Source organism: Mesorhizobium sp. WSM1293, from assembly GCF_000513875.1.
In the GTDB taxonomy this organism is placed as follows: domain Bacteria; phylum Pseudomonadota; class Alphaproteobacteria; order Rhizobiales; family Rhizobiaceae; genus Mesorhizobium; species Mesorhizobium ciceri.
Genome location: NZ_AZUV01000009.1, coordinates 120,337 through 136,185, shown reverse-complemented (window position 1 = coordinate 136,185; position 15,849 = coordinate 120,337). Strand labels below are relative to the sequence as shown.

The 15,849-nt window shown below is 62.6% G+C and carries 15 protein-coding genes; 11 read left to right on the top strand and 4 right to left on the bottom strand.

Annotated features, from left to right (window positions below):
- Position 1: 1 nt before the first annotated feature.
- From M729_RS0112390 to M729_RS0112380, 3 genes are all read left to right on the top strand, one after another.
- Positions 2–2,221 carry a 3-hydroxyacyl-CoA dehydrogenase NAD-binding domain-containing protein gene (locus M729_RS0112390; protein WP_027161728.1) on the top strand — a complete coding sequence of 740 codons (2,220 nt, stop codon included), beginning with the start codon at positions 2–4 and terminating at the stop codon, positions 2,219–2,221.
- Positions 2,222–2,303: 82 nt separating this feature from the next.
- Entirely contained in the window at positions 2,304–2,954 is a 651-nt protein-coding gene (locus M729_RS0112385) for a helix-turn-helix transcriptional regulator (protein ID WP_013533656.1), read from the top strand.
- A gap of 9 nt (positions 2,955–2,963) precedes the next feature.
- Positions 2,964–3,806 (top strand): hypothetical protein, encoded by an 843-nt coding sequence (locus tag M729_RS0112380; RefSeq protein ID WP_027161727.1) that lies wholly within the window; start codon positions 2,964–2,966, stop codon positions 3,804–3,806.
- Here M729_RS0112380 and M729_RS0112375 read toward each other — a convergent pair.
- Positions 3,772–5,418 (bottom strand): lysine--tRNA ligase, encoded by a 1,647-nt coding sequence (locus M729_RS0112375; protein ID WP_027161726.1) that lies wholly within the window; start codon positions 5,416–5,418, stop codon positions 3,772–3,774. The two genes, M729_RS0112380 and M729_RS0112375, sit on opposite strands and share 35 nt — an antisense overlap.
- Before the next feature lie 165 nt (positions 5,419–5,583).
- Between M729_RS0112375 and M729_RS0112370 the strand changes: the two genes are divergently transcribed.
- The gene (locus M729_RS0112370) at positions 5,584–5,991 is read left to right on the top strand and encodes a tellurite resistance TerB family protein (RefSeq protein ID WP_013533653.1); all 408 of its coding nucleotides are present in this window, start codon (positions 5,584–5,586) and stop codon (positions 5,989–5,991) included.
- Between the two features lie 12 nt (positions 5,992–6,003).
- Here the strand turns inward: M729_RS0112370 and M729_RS0112365 are convergent, their stop codons facing one another.
- Positions 6,004–6,852 (bottom strand): transporter substrate-binding domain-containing protein, encoded by an 849-nt coding sequence (locus M729_RS0112365; RefSeq protein ID WP_027161725.1) that lies wholly within the window; start codon positions 6,850–6,852, stop codon positions 6,004–6,006.
- Between the two features lie 249 nt (positions 6,853–7,101).
- On the opposite strand from M729_RS0112365, the gene M729_RS0112360 reads away from it, so the two are divergent.
- From M729_RS0112360 to M729_RS0112350, 3 genes are all read left to right on the top strand, one after another.
- Complete coding sequence (locus M729_RS0112360; RefSeq protein WP_013533651.1) at positions 7,102–7,833, top strand: LuxR family transcriptional regulator; 732 nt, start codon at positions 7,102–7,104, stop codon at positions 7,831–7,833.
- Between the two features lie 96 nt (positions 7,834–7,929).
- The gene (locus M729_RS0112355; protein ID WP_013533650.1) at positions 7,930–8,568 is read left to right on the top strand and encodes an acyl-homoserine-lactone synthase; all 639 of its coding nucleotides are present in this window, start codon (positions 7,930–7,932) and stop codon (positions 8,566–8,568) included.
- A gap of 14 nt (positions 8,569–8,582) precedes the next feature.
- Entirely contained in the window at positions 8,583–9,332 is a 750-nt protein-coding gene (locus M729_RS0112350; protein ID WP_013533649.1) for an enoyl-CoA hydratase-related protein, read from the top strand.
- Between the two features lie 49 nt (positions 9,333–9,381).
- Here the strand turns inward: M729_RS0112350 and ppk2 are convergent, their stop codons facing one another.
- Positions 9,382–10,290, bottom strand: coding sequence for a polyphosphate kinase 2 (ppk2, locus tag M729_RS0112345; RefSeq protein WP_027161724.1), 909 nt, complete (start codon positions 10,288–10,290; stop codon positions 9,382–9,384).
- Between the two features lie 120 nt (positions 10,291–10,410).
- On the opposite strand from ppk2, the gene M729_RS0112340 reads away from it, so the two are divergent.
- The 3 genes from M729_RS0112340 (at position 10,411) to M729_RS0112330 (ending at position 13,615) form a co-directional block, all read left to right on the top strand.
- Complete coding sequence (locus M729_RS0112340) at positions 10,411–11,676, top strand: ATP-binding protein (RefSeq protein WP_027161723.1); 1,266 nt, start codon at positions 10,411–10,413, stop codon at positions 11,674–11,676.
- Between the two features lie 112 nt (positions 11,677–11,788).
- A complete protein-coding gene (gene phoU / locus M729_RS0112335; RefSeq protein WP_013533646.1) occupies positions 11,789–12,514 on the top strand; it encodes a phosphate signaling complex protein PhoU in 726 nt (241 codons plus the stop codon).
- Positions 12,515–12,604: 90 nt separating this feature from the next.
- Entirely contained in the window at positions 12,605–13,615 is a 1,011-nt protein-coding gene (locus tag M729_RS0112330; RefSeq protein ID WP_013533645.1) for a magnesium and cobalt transport protein CorA, read from the top strand.
- A 153-nt stretch (positions 13,616–13,768) separates the two neighbouring features.
- Here the strand turns inward: M729_RS0112330 and M729_RS0112325 are convergent, their stop codons facing one another.
- Positions 13,769–14,287 (bottom strand): GcrA family cell cycle regulator, encoded by a 519-nt coding sequence (locus tag M729_RS0112325; protein ID WP_027161722.1) that lies wholly within the window; start codon positions 14,285–14,287, stop codon positions 13,769–13,771.
- Between the two features lie 358 nt (positions 14,288–14,645).
- On the opposite strand from M729_RS0112325, the gene M729_RS0112320 reads away from it, so the two are divergent.
- Positions 14,646–15,845 (top strand): aspartate aminotransferase family protein, encoded by a 1,200-nt coding sequence (locus M729_RS0112320; protein ID WP_013533643.1) that lies wholly within the window; start codon positions 14,646–14,648, stop codon positions 15,843–15,845.
- Positions 15,846–15,849: the final 4 nt, after the last annotated feature.

Sequence of the window (15,849 nt, the reverse complement as noted above, 5' to 3'; positions counted from 1 at the left end):
GATGAGCTACACCAATTTCGCCCTCGACACCGACGCCGACGGCATTGCGCTGGTCACCTGGGACATGCCCGGCCGTTCGATGAACGTCTTCACCGAAGAGGCGATGCGGGAATTGAACGCCATTGTCGACAAGGTGGCTGGTGACGCCGCCATCAAGGGCGCCGTGATCACCTCCGGCAAGGATACCTTCTCCGGCGGTGCAGATATCTCTTTGCTGCAGAAGATGCTGACGACCTTCGCCGCGGAAAAGGGCAAGGACGTCGAAAAGGCCACCAAGGCGCTGTTCGACAATGCCGGCATGATGACCGGCCTGTTCCGCAAGCTGGAAACATCAGGAAAGCCTTGGGTGTCGGCGATCAACGGCACCTGCATGGGCGGCGCCTTCGAATTGTCACTCGCCTGCCACGGCCGTGTCGCCGCCGATAGCGACAAGGTGAAGATGGCGCTTCCCGAGGTGAAGATCGGCATCTTCCCGGGCGCCGGCGGCACCCAGCGCGTGCCGCGGCTGACCGATCAGCAGCAGGCGTTGCAGATGCTGACCTCCGGCCAGACGCTGTCGCCGCAGAAGGCCAAGTCGATGGGCCTGATCCATGAGATCGCCGAGCCGGCCAGGTTGGTCGAGACCGCCAAGGCGATGATCAGGAATGGGCTGAAGCCGGTGGCGCCATGGGACGAGAAAGGTTTCAAGCTGCCAGGCGGCCAGATCTATTCGCCGGCCGGTTTCAATCTGTGGCCGCCGGCCATCGCCATCTTGCGCCGCGAGACCTATGGCAACTATCCGGCCGCCGCCGCGATCCTCAAATGCGTCTATGAAGGCCTGCTGGTGCCATTCGACACCGCCTTGCGCATCGAGCAGCGCTATTTCACCGAGATCATGCAGACCAGGGAAGCGGCGGCGATGATCCGCTCGCTGTTTGTGTCGCTGCAGGAACTGAACAAGGGCGCCCGCCGCCCGGCCGGCGTGCCCGAAACCAAGTTCAAGAAGATCGGCATTCTCGGCGCCGGCTTCATGGGCGCCGGCATCGCCTATGTCACCGCCAAGGCCGGCATCCCGGTGGTGCTGCTCGACCGTGATCTGGAGTCGGCCGCCAAGGGCAAGGCGCATTCCGACAGCCTGGTCTCGGATCAGGTCAAGAAGGGCCGTGCCAAGCCGGAGGACAAGGACAAACTGCTGTCGCTGATCACGCCGACGGCGGACTACGCCGACCTTGCCGGCTGCGATCTGGTGGTCGAGGCGGTGTTCGAGGATTCGGGCGTCAAGAAGAGCGCCACCGAACAGGCGGAAGCCGTGTTGAAGCCATCGGCGATCTTCGCGTCGAACACCTCCACTATCCCGATCTCGTCGCTGGCCAAGAATTCGGCGCGGCCGAAGAATTTCGTCGGCATTCATTTCTTCTCGCCGGTCGACAAGATGATGCTGGTCGAGATCATTTTGGGCAAGAAGACCGGCGACAAGGCGCTGGCCACCGCGATCGACTTCGTTCGCGCCGTCAAGAAGACGCCGATCGTCGTCAACGACACGCGCGGCTTCTACGTCAACCGCTGCGTGCTGCGCTACATGTCGGAAGCCTACAAGATGCTGATCGAAGGTGTGCCCGCGCCGATGATCGAGAACGCGGCGAAGGCAGCCGGCATGCCGGTCGGCCCCCTGGCACTGACCGACGAAACGGCCATCGACCTTGCCCAGAAGATCATGAAGCAGACCATCAGGGATTTGGGCGACAAGGCGGTCGATCCCAAGCAGATGGCGCTGATCAACACCATGGTCGACGATCACGGCCGCTTCGGCCGCAAGAACGGCAAGGGTTTTTACGATTATCCGGCCAAGCCCGCCAAGAAGAAGCTGTGGCCGGGCCTCAGGGATCTCTATCCGCAGCTTGCGCCCGAGAAGGTCGATTATGAGGAACTGCAGCAGCGGCTGCTGGTCACCATCGCGCTGGAAGCGGCACGGGTGATGGAAGAAGGCATCGTCACCGACCCGCGCGAGGCCGATGTCGGCTCGATCCTCGCTTTCGGCTTCGCTCCCTATACCGGCGGTGCGCTGTCCTACATCGACGGCATCGGCGCCAAGGCGTTCGTCAAGATCGCCAGAAACCTGCAGAAGAAATACGGCGCCGAGTTCAAGGCGCCCAAGCTGCTGCTCGACATGGCCGAGAAGGGTGAGAGCTTCTATCAGCGCTTCGATCCCTATGCGAAAGGCGAGACCAGGAAAGCGGCGTGAGTAAGCCTTGCACTGTGGACAAGATGGCGGTCCGGGGTTAGAACAGGGAAGGTATTTTTTCCTGTTCAAAGGAGAGCGACACATGCTCTCGCATGACCGTGTCTGGGCTGCCATTGATGCTCTTGCCGAGCGCTATTCGCTTTCGGCCTCGGGGCTGGCCAAGCGTGCGGGGCTCGATTCCACCGCCTTCAACAAGTCGAAGCGCCTGTCGTCGGATGGCCGGCCGCGCTGGCCCTCGACCGAATCACTGGCAAAGATCATGGAGGCAACGGGCGCTTCCCTCGACGAATTCACCGGTTTGATTGAAGGTCGGGCCGGGGCCAGCCATGCGGCTTCGGTCGCCCGCCGAAGCTCCGTGCCGCTGCTCGGCTTTGCCCAGGCCGGCGCCGGCGGCTTCTTCGACGATGCCGGCTTTCCAGCCGGGCAGGGCTGGGATCTGATCGAACTGCCGACGCAATCGACCGAGAGTTCCTATGCTTTGCAGGTGCAGGGCGATTCCATGCTGCCGCTCTACCGCAATGGCGACGTCCTCATCGTCGAACCGGGCGCCGTTACCCGCAAGGGCGATCGCGTCGTCGTCAAGACCACATCAGGCGAAGTGATGGCCAAGGTGCTCGAGCGCCAGACCGTCAGGTCGATTGCGCTGGTCTCGCTCAATCCCGATCATCCCGACCGCGATATTCCCATGCGCGATGTCGAATGGGTGGCGCGGATTGTCTGGGCAAGCCAATAGGTCAAGCTGGTGCGGCTTCTCCATCATGCGCTGGCGGTTCTGATGGTCCCTGTGATGGCAGCCATTGTCGTCACTGGCGGTCACATTCTGAAAGGTAGTGAAAGCGTCATCACCGTGGACCAGCTTGATCCGGGCGCCGATGCGATGGCGCAGCAGGCTGCCGGGACGCTGCCCGAGGAGCCGGCCACATCGGCCATCGCAGCTCCGCAGCCGGCGACGCATTCGAGGGCGATCGATCCCGAAATCGTCGCGCCGCCGGAACTGCCCGCCGACGGGCTTGAACGGATCGAGCCGCGCGAGCCGCTGAGCAAACTCGCGCTGGCCGTGCCGCCCAAGCCGAAAATGCCTGACGACTGGAACGGCACAAAGCTGTTCCAGCCGGTTGCGCCGGCCGCCGGCTTGATCGAGGCGAAGGGCTACTCGGTCGCGGTTTCCGGCATCGACATCGTCAGGCAGGACGAGATTTGCAGCGAGGACGGCAAGTCCTGGCCGTGCGGTGTCCGGGCGAGGACAGCGTTCCGCGCCTTCCTGCGCGGCCGCGCGGTGGTCTGCACGGTGCCGCCGCAGGGCGGCCGCGACGTGATCGCAGCCGAGTGCCGGATCGGCAAGCAGGATGTCGGTCAGTGGCTGGTCGAAAATGGCTGGGCGCGCGCCGCCAAGGGCGGCCCCTATGTCGAGGCCGGCGACAAGGCGCGCACGGGCAAGAAGGGCATTTTCGGATCGGCGCCCGATCTGTCGGGCATGCCGGCGATGCCGGCCGCGCCAAGCCCGGCACCTCAGGCGCCGGGTTCGATTCTGGAAGAGGTCGACGGCGTGCTCAAGCCAGCTGACCAGCCAGCGCCCGCTCAATGAGCGCACGCGTCTCGGCAACGCCATAGAGTGCTGCGAACGAGCCGAAGCGCGGGCCGCGCTCCTGGCCGATCAGCACCTGGTAGATCATCTGGAAGAAGGCGCCCGATACGCCGGGGCCGCCTTCCGGGCTCTGCTTGGAATGATCCTGATAGCGCTCGATCCTGCGTGCGACGTTGAGCGAGGCGTTCTGGATCGCTTCGCCGCTGGCGTCGGCGGGCAGCGCGCCAAGTGCTTCGTCGAGGGCTGCCAGCGCTTCGCGCTCGACCTCGTCGGCGGGCCGGAAGGTTTTCGTCGGCTTCACGAAATCGTCGAAATAGCGGATCGCATGGCCGACCAGCCGGTCGAGCTCTGGATGCGTCGCCGGCGTCACGCCTTGCGTATGACGTGAAATGAACCCCCACAGCACATCCTTGTTCTGCGCGTTGGAAGCGCTGACCAGATTGAGCAGCAGAGAGAACGGCACCGGCATGTCGATCGCTGGCGGGTTGCCGTCATGCATATGCCAGACCGGGTTGCCCAGCCGCTCCTTCCAGTCCTGGCGGGGATAGGCGGCGAGGAACGTGTAGTATTCATCCACGGCCCGCGGGATAACGTCGAAATACAGCTTCTTGGCCTGCCGCGGCCGTTGGTACATGTAGAGCCCGAGGCTTTCGGTCGGCGCATAGGTCAGCCACTCGTCGATGGTCAGCCCGTTGCCCTTCGACTTCGAGATCTTCTGGCCGTTCTCGTCGAGGAACAGTTCGTAGACGAAATGCTCCGGCGCCCGTCCGCCCAGAATGTTGCAGATACGGTCGTAGACCACCGCATTGGTCTGGTGGTCCTTGCCGAACATTTCGAAATCGACGCCAAGCGCTGCCCAGCGCATGCCGAAATCCGGCTTCCACTGCAGCTTCACGCGGCCGCCGGTGATCGAAAGCGTGGTCTCGGTGCCGTCGTCGTCGAAGGTGATGGTGCCGGCTTTGGCGTCGACATGCTTCATCGGCACGTAAAGCACGCGGCCGCTCTTCGGCGAGATCGGCAGGAACGGGCTGTAGGTCGCCTGCCGCTCGGGCCCGAGCGTCGGCAGCATCACCGCCATGATCTGCTCATAGCGCTCGGCGGCGCGCTTGAGCATCGCGTCGAAACGGCCGGCCTTGTAGTATTGGGTCGCGCTGGCGAACTCGTAGTCGAAGCCGAACGTGTCGAGGAAGCGGCAGAGCATCGCATTGTTGTGGTCGGCGAAGCTCGCATAGTCGCCGCCGAAGGGGTTGGGGACCGACGATAGCGGCTTGTGCAGATGCGGCTCGAGTGCGGCGCGGTCCGGCACGCTGTCGGGTATCTTGCGCATGCCGTCCATATCGTCGGAAAAGCACAGCAGCTTGGTCGCGACCTTGTCCTGCGTCAGGACACGGAAGGCATGGCGCACCATCGAGGTGCGCGCCACCTCGCCGAACGTGCCGATATGCGGCAGGCCGGACGGCCCGTAGCCGGTCTCGAACAGGACTGTTTGCGGAAAGTCGGCGCCTTTGTAGCGCTCGATGATCTTTTTGGCTTCCTCGAACGGCCACGCCTTGCTTTCGGTCGCGGCCGCCAGCAGCTCGGGGTTGAGATCGATGATGTTTGATCCCGCCATGTCACAGTTTTCCAAATCATCTGCCGGCCCGAAGGCGGGCCGCAGCAAGGGTTTTTCAACCGGTCTCTAGGCGTGCAGCGCCGGAGCGTCAACGCGTGCGGCGCTTTTTCCTTGCGGTGCAGAATGGGCGTTCCTAACTTCGAGGCCCGGTTCAAGGAGAAAAAATTGCCGACACCTCATGAAGCCCTGATCTATCTGATGGTCATCACCTCGGCCTCCGACCGCGACATGACCGATGTTGAACTGGCGCGGATCGGCGAGGTCGTCCGCTCCTGGCCGGTGTTCGAGGACTTCAACCACGACAGGCTGGTCGGCGTCGCCCAGGACTGCCAGAAGCGCCTGCACGAAAAGGATGGGCTGGAGGGTGTGCTGGCTGAAGTCGCCGAGGTCTTGCCCGAGCGGCTGCGCGACACCGCCTATGCCGCCGCCTTCGAGGTTGCCGCCGTCGACCTCGAAATGCGCATGGAAGAGGTGCGGGTGCTGCAGCTGATCCGGCGTCAGCTCGATCTCGACACGCTGACGGTTGCTGCCATCGGCCGCGCGGCCAAGGCGCGGCTGCGTACCCTGACCTGAAAGTCCTTGGCTTTAGAAAAAACTGACGGGGAAATAGCGCAGATAAAATTCGGCGAACGTGCCTTTCATTGAAATTTCCTGCAGCGCGTAGTCGATCGCTGCGGCCAGCGCCGGATTGTCCGCTTTGGTGGCGATGGCCATGCCCGTGCCCAGATATTCGGGCGCCAGATAGGGCCCGCCGGCAAAGCGGCAGCAGCCCGCCGCGTCCGAGCCACCCAGCCAGAAAGCCAGGCGCATGCCGTCGCCGAAGGCGGCGTCGACCTTGCCGGCCTTGAGATCGGCATACAGTTCTTCCGGCCTGTCGAAAGGGACGACCTGGACCGTGTTGAAATAGTCGCGCAGCATGCGCTCATGCGCCGAGCCTGATATCACGCCGACACGCTTGCCGTGCAATTTGTCAAAGACGGGCTCGGTCAGCGCCTTGCCCTTCGGCATGACGAAGCGCGCCGGAAACTGCAGATAGGAGCGTGAGAAGGCGTAGGTCGCGCGCGATTCCGGTGTGGCGGCGATGCCGGCGATGATCGCCTCGCCTTCACCTTTCTGCAGTGCGCCTTCCAGCTCGGCCCAGGGCAGGGCCTGGATCTGGCATTTTTCGACAATGCCAAGCTCGGCGCAGATGGCGCGTGCCAGATCGATGTGGAAGCCGGACAGCTTTCCCGCACCGTCGAGGAAGTTGAAAGGCGGGAAGTCCGTGGTGGTGAGGAATCTCAGCCGGGGCAGCTTCGAAAGGTCTGGCTTGGGCAGCCGCTCCTTGGCATCCCACAGCACCGGAACCTGAGGCGCCGCGGCGCGCGCACCGTCGGCGAACGACAGCAACCCGATCAGCATCGCAAAGGCGAAGGACCTCCACCGGAACGCCAAGATAAAACTCCGCCACAGTCGTGCTCGCACCGGTTTTGGTACGAAAATGGTACAGGCACAATGGTTTTTGATTTCAACACGCCGATTTCAGGATATGATTTAGCCGGTTTGCAAATCAGCTTCGGTCGCCTCGGTGAGAGGGAGCCACAAAATAAGTATGCGATTTGCAATCCGTGGTCGGTGGCGAAGTGTAAATCAGGCACGCATCATTGGCCGCAATGCACAAGGCAACATGGGGTTGATGTTGCGATGGGTCAGTTCGATCGCACGCTGGAATACATAGACCAACTGCAGCACGCCGCAACGGCGGCGGCGGTCTGCGAAAGGCTGCTGGGCATAACATCGGATTTCGGTCTCACCGCACTGATGGCGGGAACCGTCCCGCAGCCAGGCACGCCGGCCGGCCAGCAAAAGCAGCATGTGCTTCTCTGCGATTGGCCTGGCGAGTGGCTGGAGCGCTATGTCGCGCGCAACTATGTCGATCATGACCCGGTCGTCAGCCATATGAAACAGTTGCAGGCGCCCTTCCAGTGGCATGAAGCGTCCCAAGGCATCCGCATAGACAAGAGCAGCGGCGAGGTGATGGGCGATGCCGGCGCCTTCAAACTGCGCGATGGGTTGGCCTTTCCGCTGATCACGCTCGACGGCCAGATCGTCATGGTGTCGCTGGGCGGCGAGGCCGTGGAATTGTCCGCCGCCGAATTCGGCCAGGTGTCGCTGGTCTCGACCTACGCGGTTGGCCGCGCCATGCAACTCCACACCATGGCGAACAGGACCATCGATCATATCGTGCTGACGCCGCGCGAGCGCGAATGCCTGCAATGGGCCGCCGTCGGCAAGTCCGAATGGGAGATTTCGCAAATCCTCGGCATTTCCGAACACACCTCGGAGAAACATCTTCTTAACGCCAAAAGCAAACTAGGTGCCGTCAACAGGGTGCAGGCCGTCGCGGAAGCGATACGGCGCGGCTACATTAGTTAGGTCGGCCGTGCCGACCTGAAATCCTTGCCTACGCGATCACGCAATTTTCTCATCAAAGCACGGCCGTATCTTCCTCTGAACGCAGGAGACGGCGGAATGCTTTTTTCCCTTACAACCCAGGAATTGATGGAACGTCCCGACCTTTGGGAGGCCGTCCATCGTTTGCGCTACAAGATATTCGTCGAGGAGATGGGGTGGGATGACCTCAGGCGCCCCGACGGGCTCGAACTCGACCAGTTCGATCACGACGAGGCGGTCCATCAGATCGTCATCAGGGGCGGTGAAGTGGCGGGTTATCAGAGGATGTTGCCGACGACGCGGCCACATCTGCTGACCGAGGTCTTGACCGATCTTTCCGAAGGAACGCCGCCATCGGGTCCAAACATCTGGGAATTGACCCGCTACGCGGTGGCTCCCGGTTTTCGCGATGGTCGTCGCGGCGTTTCGACCGTCGGCACCGAACTGATTGCCGGTTTCGTCGAGTGGGGGCTGAAGCGCGGCGTCGACAAGGTGATCATCGAGTTCGAGCCGATGTGGGTGCTGCGCGCCTTGCAACTGCATTTCCTGGCGACCCCGCTTGGCTATCAGCGCACCTATGGCAACCAGCAGGTGGTCGCCACCTTGCTGACCTTCAACGAGCACACACTCGATGTGGTGCGGTCGCGCCGCAATCATTTTGCTCCCGTGCTGGCCAGGGGATATCCCGACATGCTCGGGCAAAGGCGTGCGTCATGAGATCGGAGACAGTCATGAGCACACACCCGCAACCTGAACTTCGCAACCACACGCTGGTGGTCACCGTGTCGTCGAGTGACGGCCGGCCGGTGCTGGACAGGAGGGCCTATGAAAGCCTGGCAAGGACCTTCCATGAAGCAGCCGACAATGAGGAGGTTCGCGTCGTCGTCTTGCGCGGCCTGGCAGGCTGTTTCTGTCTGGGCGGCGACTTCTCCGAATTCCTCGACGCCACCAAGCACCAGAAACTGATCGCCGCCGTCACCGACCTGTTCCGCACGCTGGCGACGTTTCCAAAGCCCATCCTTGCCTGCGTCGATGGCGATGCCGTCGGTGTCGGCTGCACCATCCTGTTCCATTGCGACATGGTGATTGCGTCCGATGAGAGCACGTTCAGGGTGCCGTTCGTCGATTTCGGCCTGGTGCCGGATGCGGCGACCAGCATCCTGGCGCCGCAGAAGCTCGGCTACGCCGGTGCCTTCCGCTTCTTCTGCCTCGGCGACACGCTTCGCGCCGAAGATGCCAGGGCGCTCGGCCTGGTCGCGGAGATCGTGCCGGGAGGCACCGTCGAGGAGGCGGCCCTTGGTCGGGCAAGACAGCTCGTCAAGAAGCCGGTCGCCGCCCTGCTGCAGACGCGCGGCCTGCTGAAGGGGAACACCGAGGCCCTCTGCGACCGCATCGATCAGGAGATCTCGCTTTTCCAGCAGGCGCTGCAGGATGATACGACGCTGCGGCGATTGCAGCGTATCGCCAGGCTGGCGGCTTAAGCATCATGATTGCGTCGCGCGGTTCCTTGCCGCGCGACGCAAAAAAGCGTCAATCCTGTTTTCCCAGGAATGACGGCCCTTCGCCGATGATCTTCTTGTCTTCCTTGCCGATGATTTCGAGATCGCGCCCCTCATAGGGCAGAGACGACAGGATGCGCCGCATAACCGCCAGCCGCGCGCGCCGCTTGTCATTGGCCCGTACGATGATCCATGGCGCGAATTCCTTGTGGGTGCGCTCGAACATTGTGTCGCGCACCTTGGTGTAGTCGTCCCACTTGGTGATGCCCGCAACGTCGATGGGCGAAAACTTCCAGCTCTTCAGCGGGCTGTAGCGGCGGTCGTGGAAGCGCTCGAGCTGCGTTTCCCGGCCGATGTTCAGCCAGAATTTGAAGAAGTGAATCCCCTCGTTGGAGATCATCCGCTCGAAATGCGGCGTCTCGTCGAGAAACTGCTCGTGCTGCTGCGGCGTGCAGAAACCCATCACCGGCTCGACGCCGGCGCGATTGTACCAGGAGCGGTCGAAGGTGACGAATTCGCCTGAAGTCGGGAAATGGTCGACATAGCGCTGGTAGTACCATTGCCCCAGTTCGGTCGGGGTCGGTTTGGTCAGCGCCACGTTGCGTGCGGTGCGCGGATTGAGGTACTGGCGCACCACGAAGATCGTGCCGCCCTTGCCGGCAGCGTCGCGGCCCTCGAACAGCGCCATCACCCGTTTGCCGGTCGACTGCAGCCAGGCCTGCGCCTTGACCAACTCGATCTGCAGCTTCTCGAGCGTCTCGTCATACTCGTCGCTTTTCATCTTCTTGTCGTAGGGATAGGCGCCGGCAGTCAGCTTGTTGTCCTCGACCCAGTCGGGAAGCACGGGGTTTTCGATATCGAACTCCCGCTCCTTGCCGCCGATCCTGATCTTCAGCGGCCCCGAAGTTGGCGCGGCGGGACTTTCCTTGGCTTTTTTCATCGAGACGAACCCTTTCCAGCTTCCGGACTCATGCTATGGGGAGCCTCCGGAACGGTCTAGTGGAAGTTTTTCCGCCACCGTGGACCGGGTGCGAAGGCATGGGTGCGGGCCCGCGGGCAGATGGCTGACCTGGACACAGAGCAGAGAGGCATCACGCAAACCATGGCCGCACGGCTGTGGAACAGCCGCTGGCTGCTTGCGGCCGGCGTCGTCGCGATCGTCGCCGTTTATGCCTTGGCCGGGATTTCAGCCTATGTCGTCCTTGCGGCGCTGCTGTTGCTGTTTGCAGCGGCAATACTGCCGGCCGCCGGCGCGCGCCAATCCACCGGCAGCGGCGCTGCCATCGAGGCCATCGGCCTGCAGCGGCTCTCGGGTGAATATCTGGCCGCCGCCGTCGCCGATCCGCTGATCATCTTCGACCGGGCTGCCACCATCGTCCATGCCAACGCCGCCGCCTTCGCCGCTTTCGGCGGCATCGCGCCAGGCATGTCGCTGTCGCTGAAATTCCGGGCGCCGGAAATGCAGGCTCTGCTGGATGGCGTGCTATCGGGCGATGTCGCCTCGGATGTCGTCGACTACATGGAGAAGCTGCCGGTCGAACGGGCTTACCGGGTGAGCGTGTCCTCGGTCGGTCACGCCACCGATCTCTATGTGCTGGTGTTCAAGGACCAGAGCGAAACGCGCAGGATCGACCGCATGCGCGCCGACTTCATCGCCAATGCCAGCCACGAACTGCGCACCCCGCTTGCCTCCATCGCCGGCTTTATCGAAACGCTGCGCGGGCCAGCCCGCAACGACGCGGCGGCGCGCGACCAGTTTCTGCAGATCATGCAGAGCCAGACCGGCCGCATGGCGCGTCTGATCGACGATTTGTTGTCGCTGTCGCGGCTCGAGATGAAACCCTATCTGAAGCCGGGAACCGAGGTGGACCTGCGCCAGACCGTCGACAGCGTCATCGACTCGCTCGGACCGCTGGCCAGCGAAAACGCCGTTGCCATCGAGCGGCGCTACGCCGATGGACCGCTTCATGTGCCTGGCGATCGCGATGAGCTTTTCCAGGTTTTCGAGAACCTCCTGGAAAACGCCTGCAAATACGGGCAGTCGGGTGGGCGCGTGGTTGTATCCATAGCGCATAGCGATGCCGGATCAGAGCCGGGCATCGACGTGACGATCAGGGACTTTGGCCCTGGCATTCCCGAGGAGCACATTCCGCGCATCACTGAGCGCTTCTACCGCGTCGATGTCGAGACCAGCCGGACCCAGAAAGGCACCGGCCTCGGCCTGTCGATCGTCAAGCATATCCTGACGCGCCACAACGCCCGGCTTTCGATCAAGTCCGAAGTCGGCAACGGCGCGGCATTCTCGGTTCATTTGCCGGCGCACTGATACCGCCCTAATTCAAGGGGACTGTTTCTTTTTTCTGTCATCCGGCTAGCGTATCAGCGGGGATTCGAGGAAACGACTCAAAATCAAAACACCCCGTGGGAAGGCATTTGCCATGCAGTCCGTGCACATCGTCAGCGCTTATGACGAAGAGTTGAAATATCTGTCGAAGCGCATCGCCGCGATGGGTGGCCATGCCGAGCGCATGGTCGAACAGGCGGTCACCGCTCTCGTCAATGCCGACCCGGGCCTTGCCCAGAAGGTCATCCGCGACGATACCGTACTGGACGAGGGCCAGCGCGAAATCGACGACAAGGCGATCATCATCATTGCAAAGCGTCAGCCGATGGCGGCGGATTTGCGCGAGATCGTCGGGACCATCCGCATCTCCGCCGACCTCGAACGGGTTGGCGATCTCGCCAAGAACGTTGCCAAGCGGGTGGTCGCCGTCACCGACGGACGCCAGCCGACCAGCCTGTTCCGCGGCCTCGAGGCCCTCTCCAACCTGGCGTTGACCCAGCTCAAGGAAGTGCTCGACGTCTACGCGTCCCGTTCGGTGGAGAAAATCGGCTTCGTGCGCGATCGTGACGACCAGATCGACGCCATGTACACATCGCTGTTTCGCGAATTGCTGACCTACATGATGGAAGATCCGCGTAACATCACCCCCTGCACGCATCTGCTGTTTTGCGCCAAGAACATCGAGCGTATCGGTGATCACGCCACCAACATAGCCGAGACCATCTACTACATCGTCACCGGCGATCAGTTGCCGGCTGAGCGGCCCAAGGGCGACAAGACCGACAAAATCAGCCTTTCCGAGACGCAGCCGGTGAAGTGAACGCCGCCTCTCGAACCCTCACCCGATTTACGATAAGCTTTCCGGGCCTTGCCTCTATCCTCGTCCGTGGATTTGCTCCGGGAGGTCGTGATGGAAAATGTTCGGAACCTGACCCCGGCGCCTGCGCCGATATCCGGCATTATCGCTTGCGGCGTTTACACGGCGGGGCGCCGCATCGCCGACATTCCCATCGAGGAAGCCGGCGAATGGGCAAAAAAATCCGGTCACGTCGTCTGGATCGGCCTGTTGGAGCCCGACCGTAACCTGTTGCTGCGCGTCCAGGCGCAGTTTCACCTGCATGAGCTGGCGATCGAGGATGCCGAGCACCCGCACCAGCGGCCGAAGATCGAGCAATATGGCGACGCCTTGTTCATCGTCGCCCGCACCGCGCAGCTGATCGAGGGCCGGGTCACCTTCGGCGAGACCCATTTGTTCGTCGGCTCAGGCTACATAGTCAGCGTCAGGCACGGTCCCTCGACGTCCTATGCCGCCGTGCGTCAGCACTGGGAAAGCTGTCCGCACTCGCTGGCCAAGGGCGAGGATTTCGTCCTCTATGCCATCCTCGATTTCATCGTCGACAATTACATGCCGGTGCTCGAGCAGATCGAGGACGAGGTCGAGGCGATCGAGGACAAGGTTCTGCTGAAGCCGATGACCGCTCCCGACATAGAGCGGCTCTATATGCTGCGCCGCGATCTCCTGCGCCTGCGCAATGCCGCGCTTCCGCTGGTCGAAGTCTGCCGAAGGCTGACCAGCGCCGAGCTGCCGCAGATCCACACCGCCATGCATCCGCTGTTCCGCGACGTCACCGATCACATCCGCACCGTTCAGGAGAAGATCGACAGCCTGCGCGAGGTGCTGGCATTCGCTTTCGAGGCGAGCTTGCTGGTCGGCCAGAGTCAGGAAACGGCCAACACCAAGAAGCTCGCTTCCTGGGCCGCAATCCTGGCGGTGCCGACGGCGCTCGCCGGCATTTACGGCATGAACTTCAGCGACATGCCGGAACTGAAGATGGAATACGGCTATCCGGTGGTTCTGGCCACGATCGCGCTGATCTGCGCGTTTCTGTATTGGCGGTTCAGGAAGAATGGCTGGTTGTGAAGTAGGGCAGTAGGGCAGTAGGGCAGTAGGGCAGTAGGGCAGTAGGGCAGTAGGGCAGTAGGGCAGTAGGGTGGCATTTCGTGAGCGCGACTTTCCGCGCACATACTGCCCTACTGCCTTACTCCCCTACTCCCCTACTCCCCTATTCCCTATCTACCTGCTCCGCCGCCGCTCCGATGCCGGCTGGAATGCCACGCGGGCGTGATACTTGCAGTAGGGACCGGTTTCGGCGGCATCGTTGCCGCAGAAATGGAAGTCCTCTGAAAGCGGATCGCCGTTCGGCCATTTGCAGGTCCGCTCGGTCAGCTCGACCAGCTGCAGATGCCGCGAGATCGGCAGCACGACATTTTCGATCGGGCGGATGTAATGGCGTGCCACGGGTTCGGCGTCGAACTGCGTCTGCAAAGCAGTGGCGCCGACCGATGTCGTGACATGGCGTGCCGTGGTTGCGGCGCGTGATACCGATTTCTGGACGGTCGATCCTTGCGCTGCCTTCTTCTGGCGTGCCGGCGTGGCGGTCGAGCGACCGCGGCCCGACAGTTTCAGCCGATGCACCTTCCCGATGACCGCATTGCGGCTGACCCCTCCAAGCTGCGCAGCAATCTGGCTTGCGCTCAGACCCTCCGACCACAGTTTTCTCAAGAGTTCTACCCGCTCGTCAGTCCAGTTCATGAGACCGCGCTCCTCTAAGCGTGCGGCAATCGGAATCCTTCTCCCGACCCGGCAACATTTGCCAGGGCAGACACCACATATATCTGGTGATTAGGTCCGCCGCACGAAATCTAGTTATTTCTCGACTACAACTACTCTATGCGCTGACTCGGTGACAAGAGTCCCAAGTGCAACACGAATCGGTTTTTTCGGTTTTCCCCAACTTGCCCGGTCGCTTATGAGCCGGCGTCCCGTCGGGGGGCTTGCCGCGCGCCACTACGCGACGTTTTCGTTGACTTCATGGCCGAAAAACAGGATAAGCCGCACAGGCCGCCGCTTTGGCGGCTTTTTTGATTTTCCGGTACCGGAGACGCATATAATGAGCGGTTCGGCGCTTTACGAGACCTTTGCTCGCGCACCCCTGGCCTTCGACCACGGGGAAGGCACATGGCTGATTACCGACAAGGGCGAGCGATATCTCGATTTCGCCGGCGGCATCGCCGTCAATTCGCTGGGCCACAGCCATCCGCACCTGGTCGCCGCACTCACCGAGCAGGCAGCCAAGCTGTGGCATGTCTCCAACCTCTACGAGATCCCCGGGCAGAGCCGGCTTGGCGAACGGCTGGCCGACGCCACCTTCGCCGACAAGGTGTTCTTCACCAATTCCGGCGCCGAGGCGCTGGAATGCGCGATCAAGACGGCGCGGCGCTACCATTTCGTCAAAGGCCATCCCGAGCGCTTCCGCATCATCACCTTCGAAGGCGCCTTCCACGGCCGCACGCTGGCGACCATCGCGGCTGGCGGCCAGTACAAGTATCTCGAGGGCTTCGGCCCCAAGGTCGAGGGTTTCGACCAGGTCGGCTTCGACGACATTGACGCCGCCGAAAAGGCGATCACGCCGGAGACGGCCGCGATCCTGATCGAGCCGGTGCAGGGCGAGGGCGGTATCCGCCCGGTGCCGACGCAGTCGCTGAAGCGGCTCAGGCAATTGTGCGAGCAGCACGGCCTGCTGTTGATCTACGACGAGGTCCAGTGCGGCATCGGCCGCACCGGCAAGCTGTTCGCACATGAATGGTCGGGGGTAACGCCCGACATCATGGCGATTGCCAAGGGTATTGGCGGTGGCTTCCCGATGGGCGCCTGCCTTGCCACGGATGAAGCGGCGGTCGGCATGACCGCCGGCGTGCATGGCACCACGTTCGGCGGCAACCCGCTTGCCATGGCGGTCGGCAACGCCGTGCTCGATGTCGTGCTGGAAGACGGCTTCCTCGAAGATGTCCAGCGCAAGGCGCTGCTGATGAAGCAGGGTCTGGCGTCGGTCGCCGACGAGTTTCCCGAAATCATCGAGGACATCAGGGGTGCCGGGCTGATGCTCGGCCTCAAATGCGCCATGCCCAACACCAAGGTGAACATGGCCTTGCGCGACCAGCACCTGCTGGCGGTTCCGGCCGGCGACAACGTCATTCGCCTGTTGCCGCCGCTCACCGTCACCGACGCCGAGATCCATGACGCGCTCAACCGCATCCGCGCCGGCGCCAAGGGCCTGGCGGAGGCGATCGCTTCCGCCGCGGCGAAGTAATCCC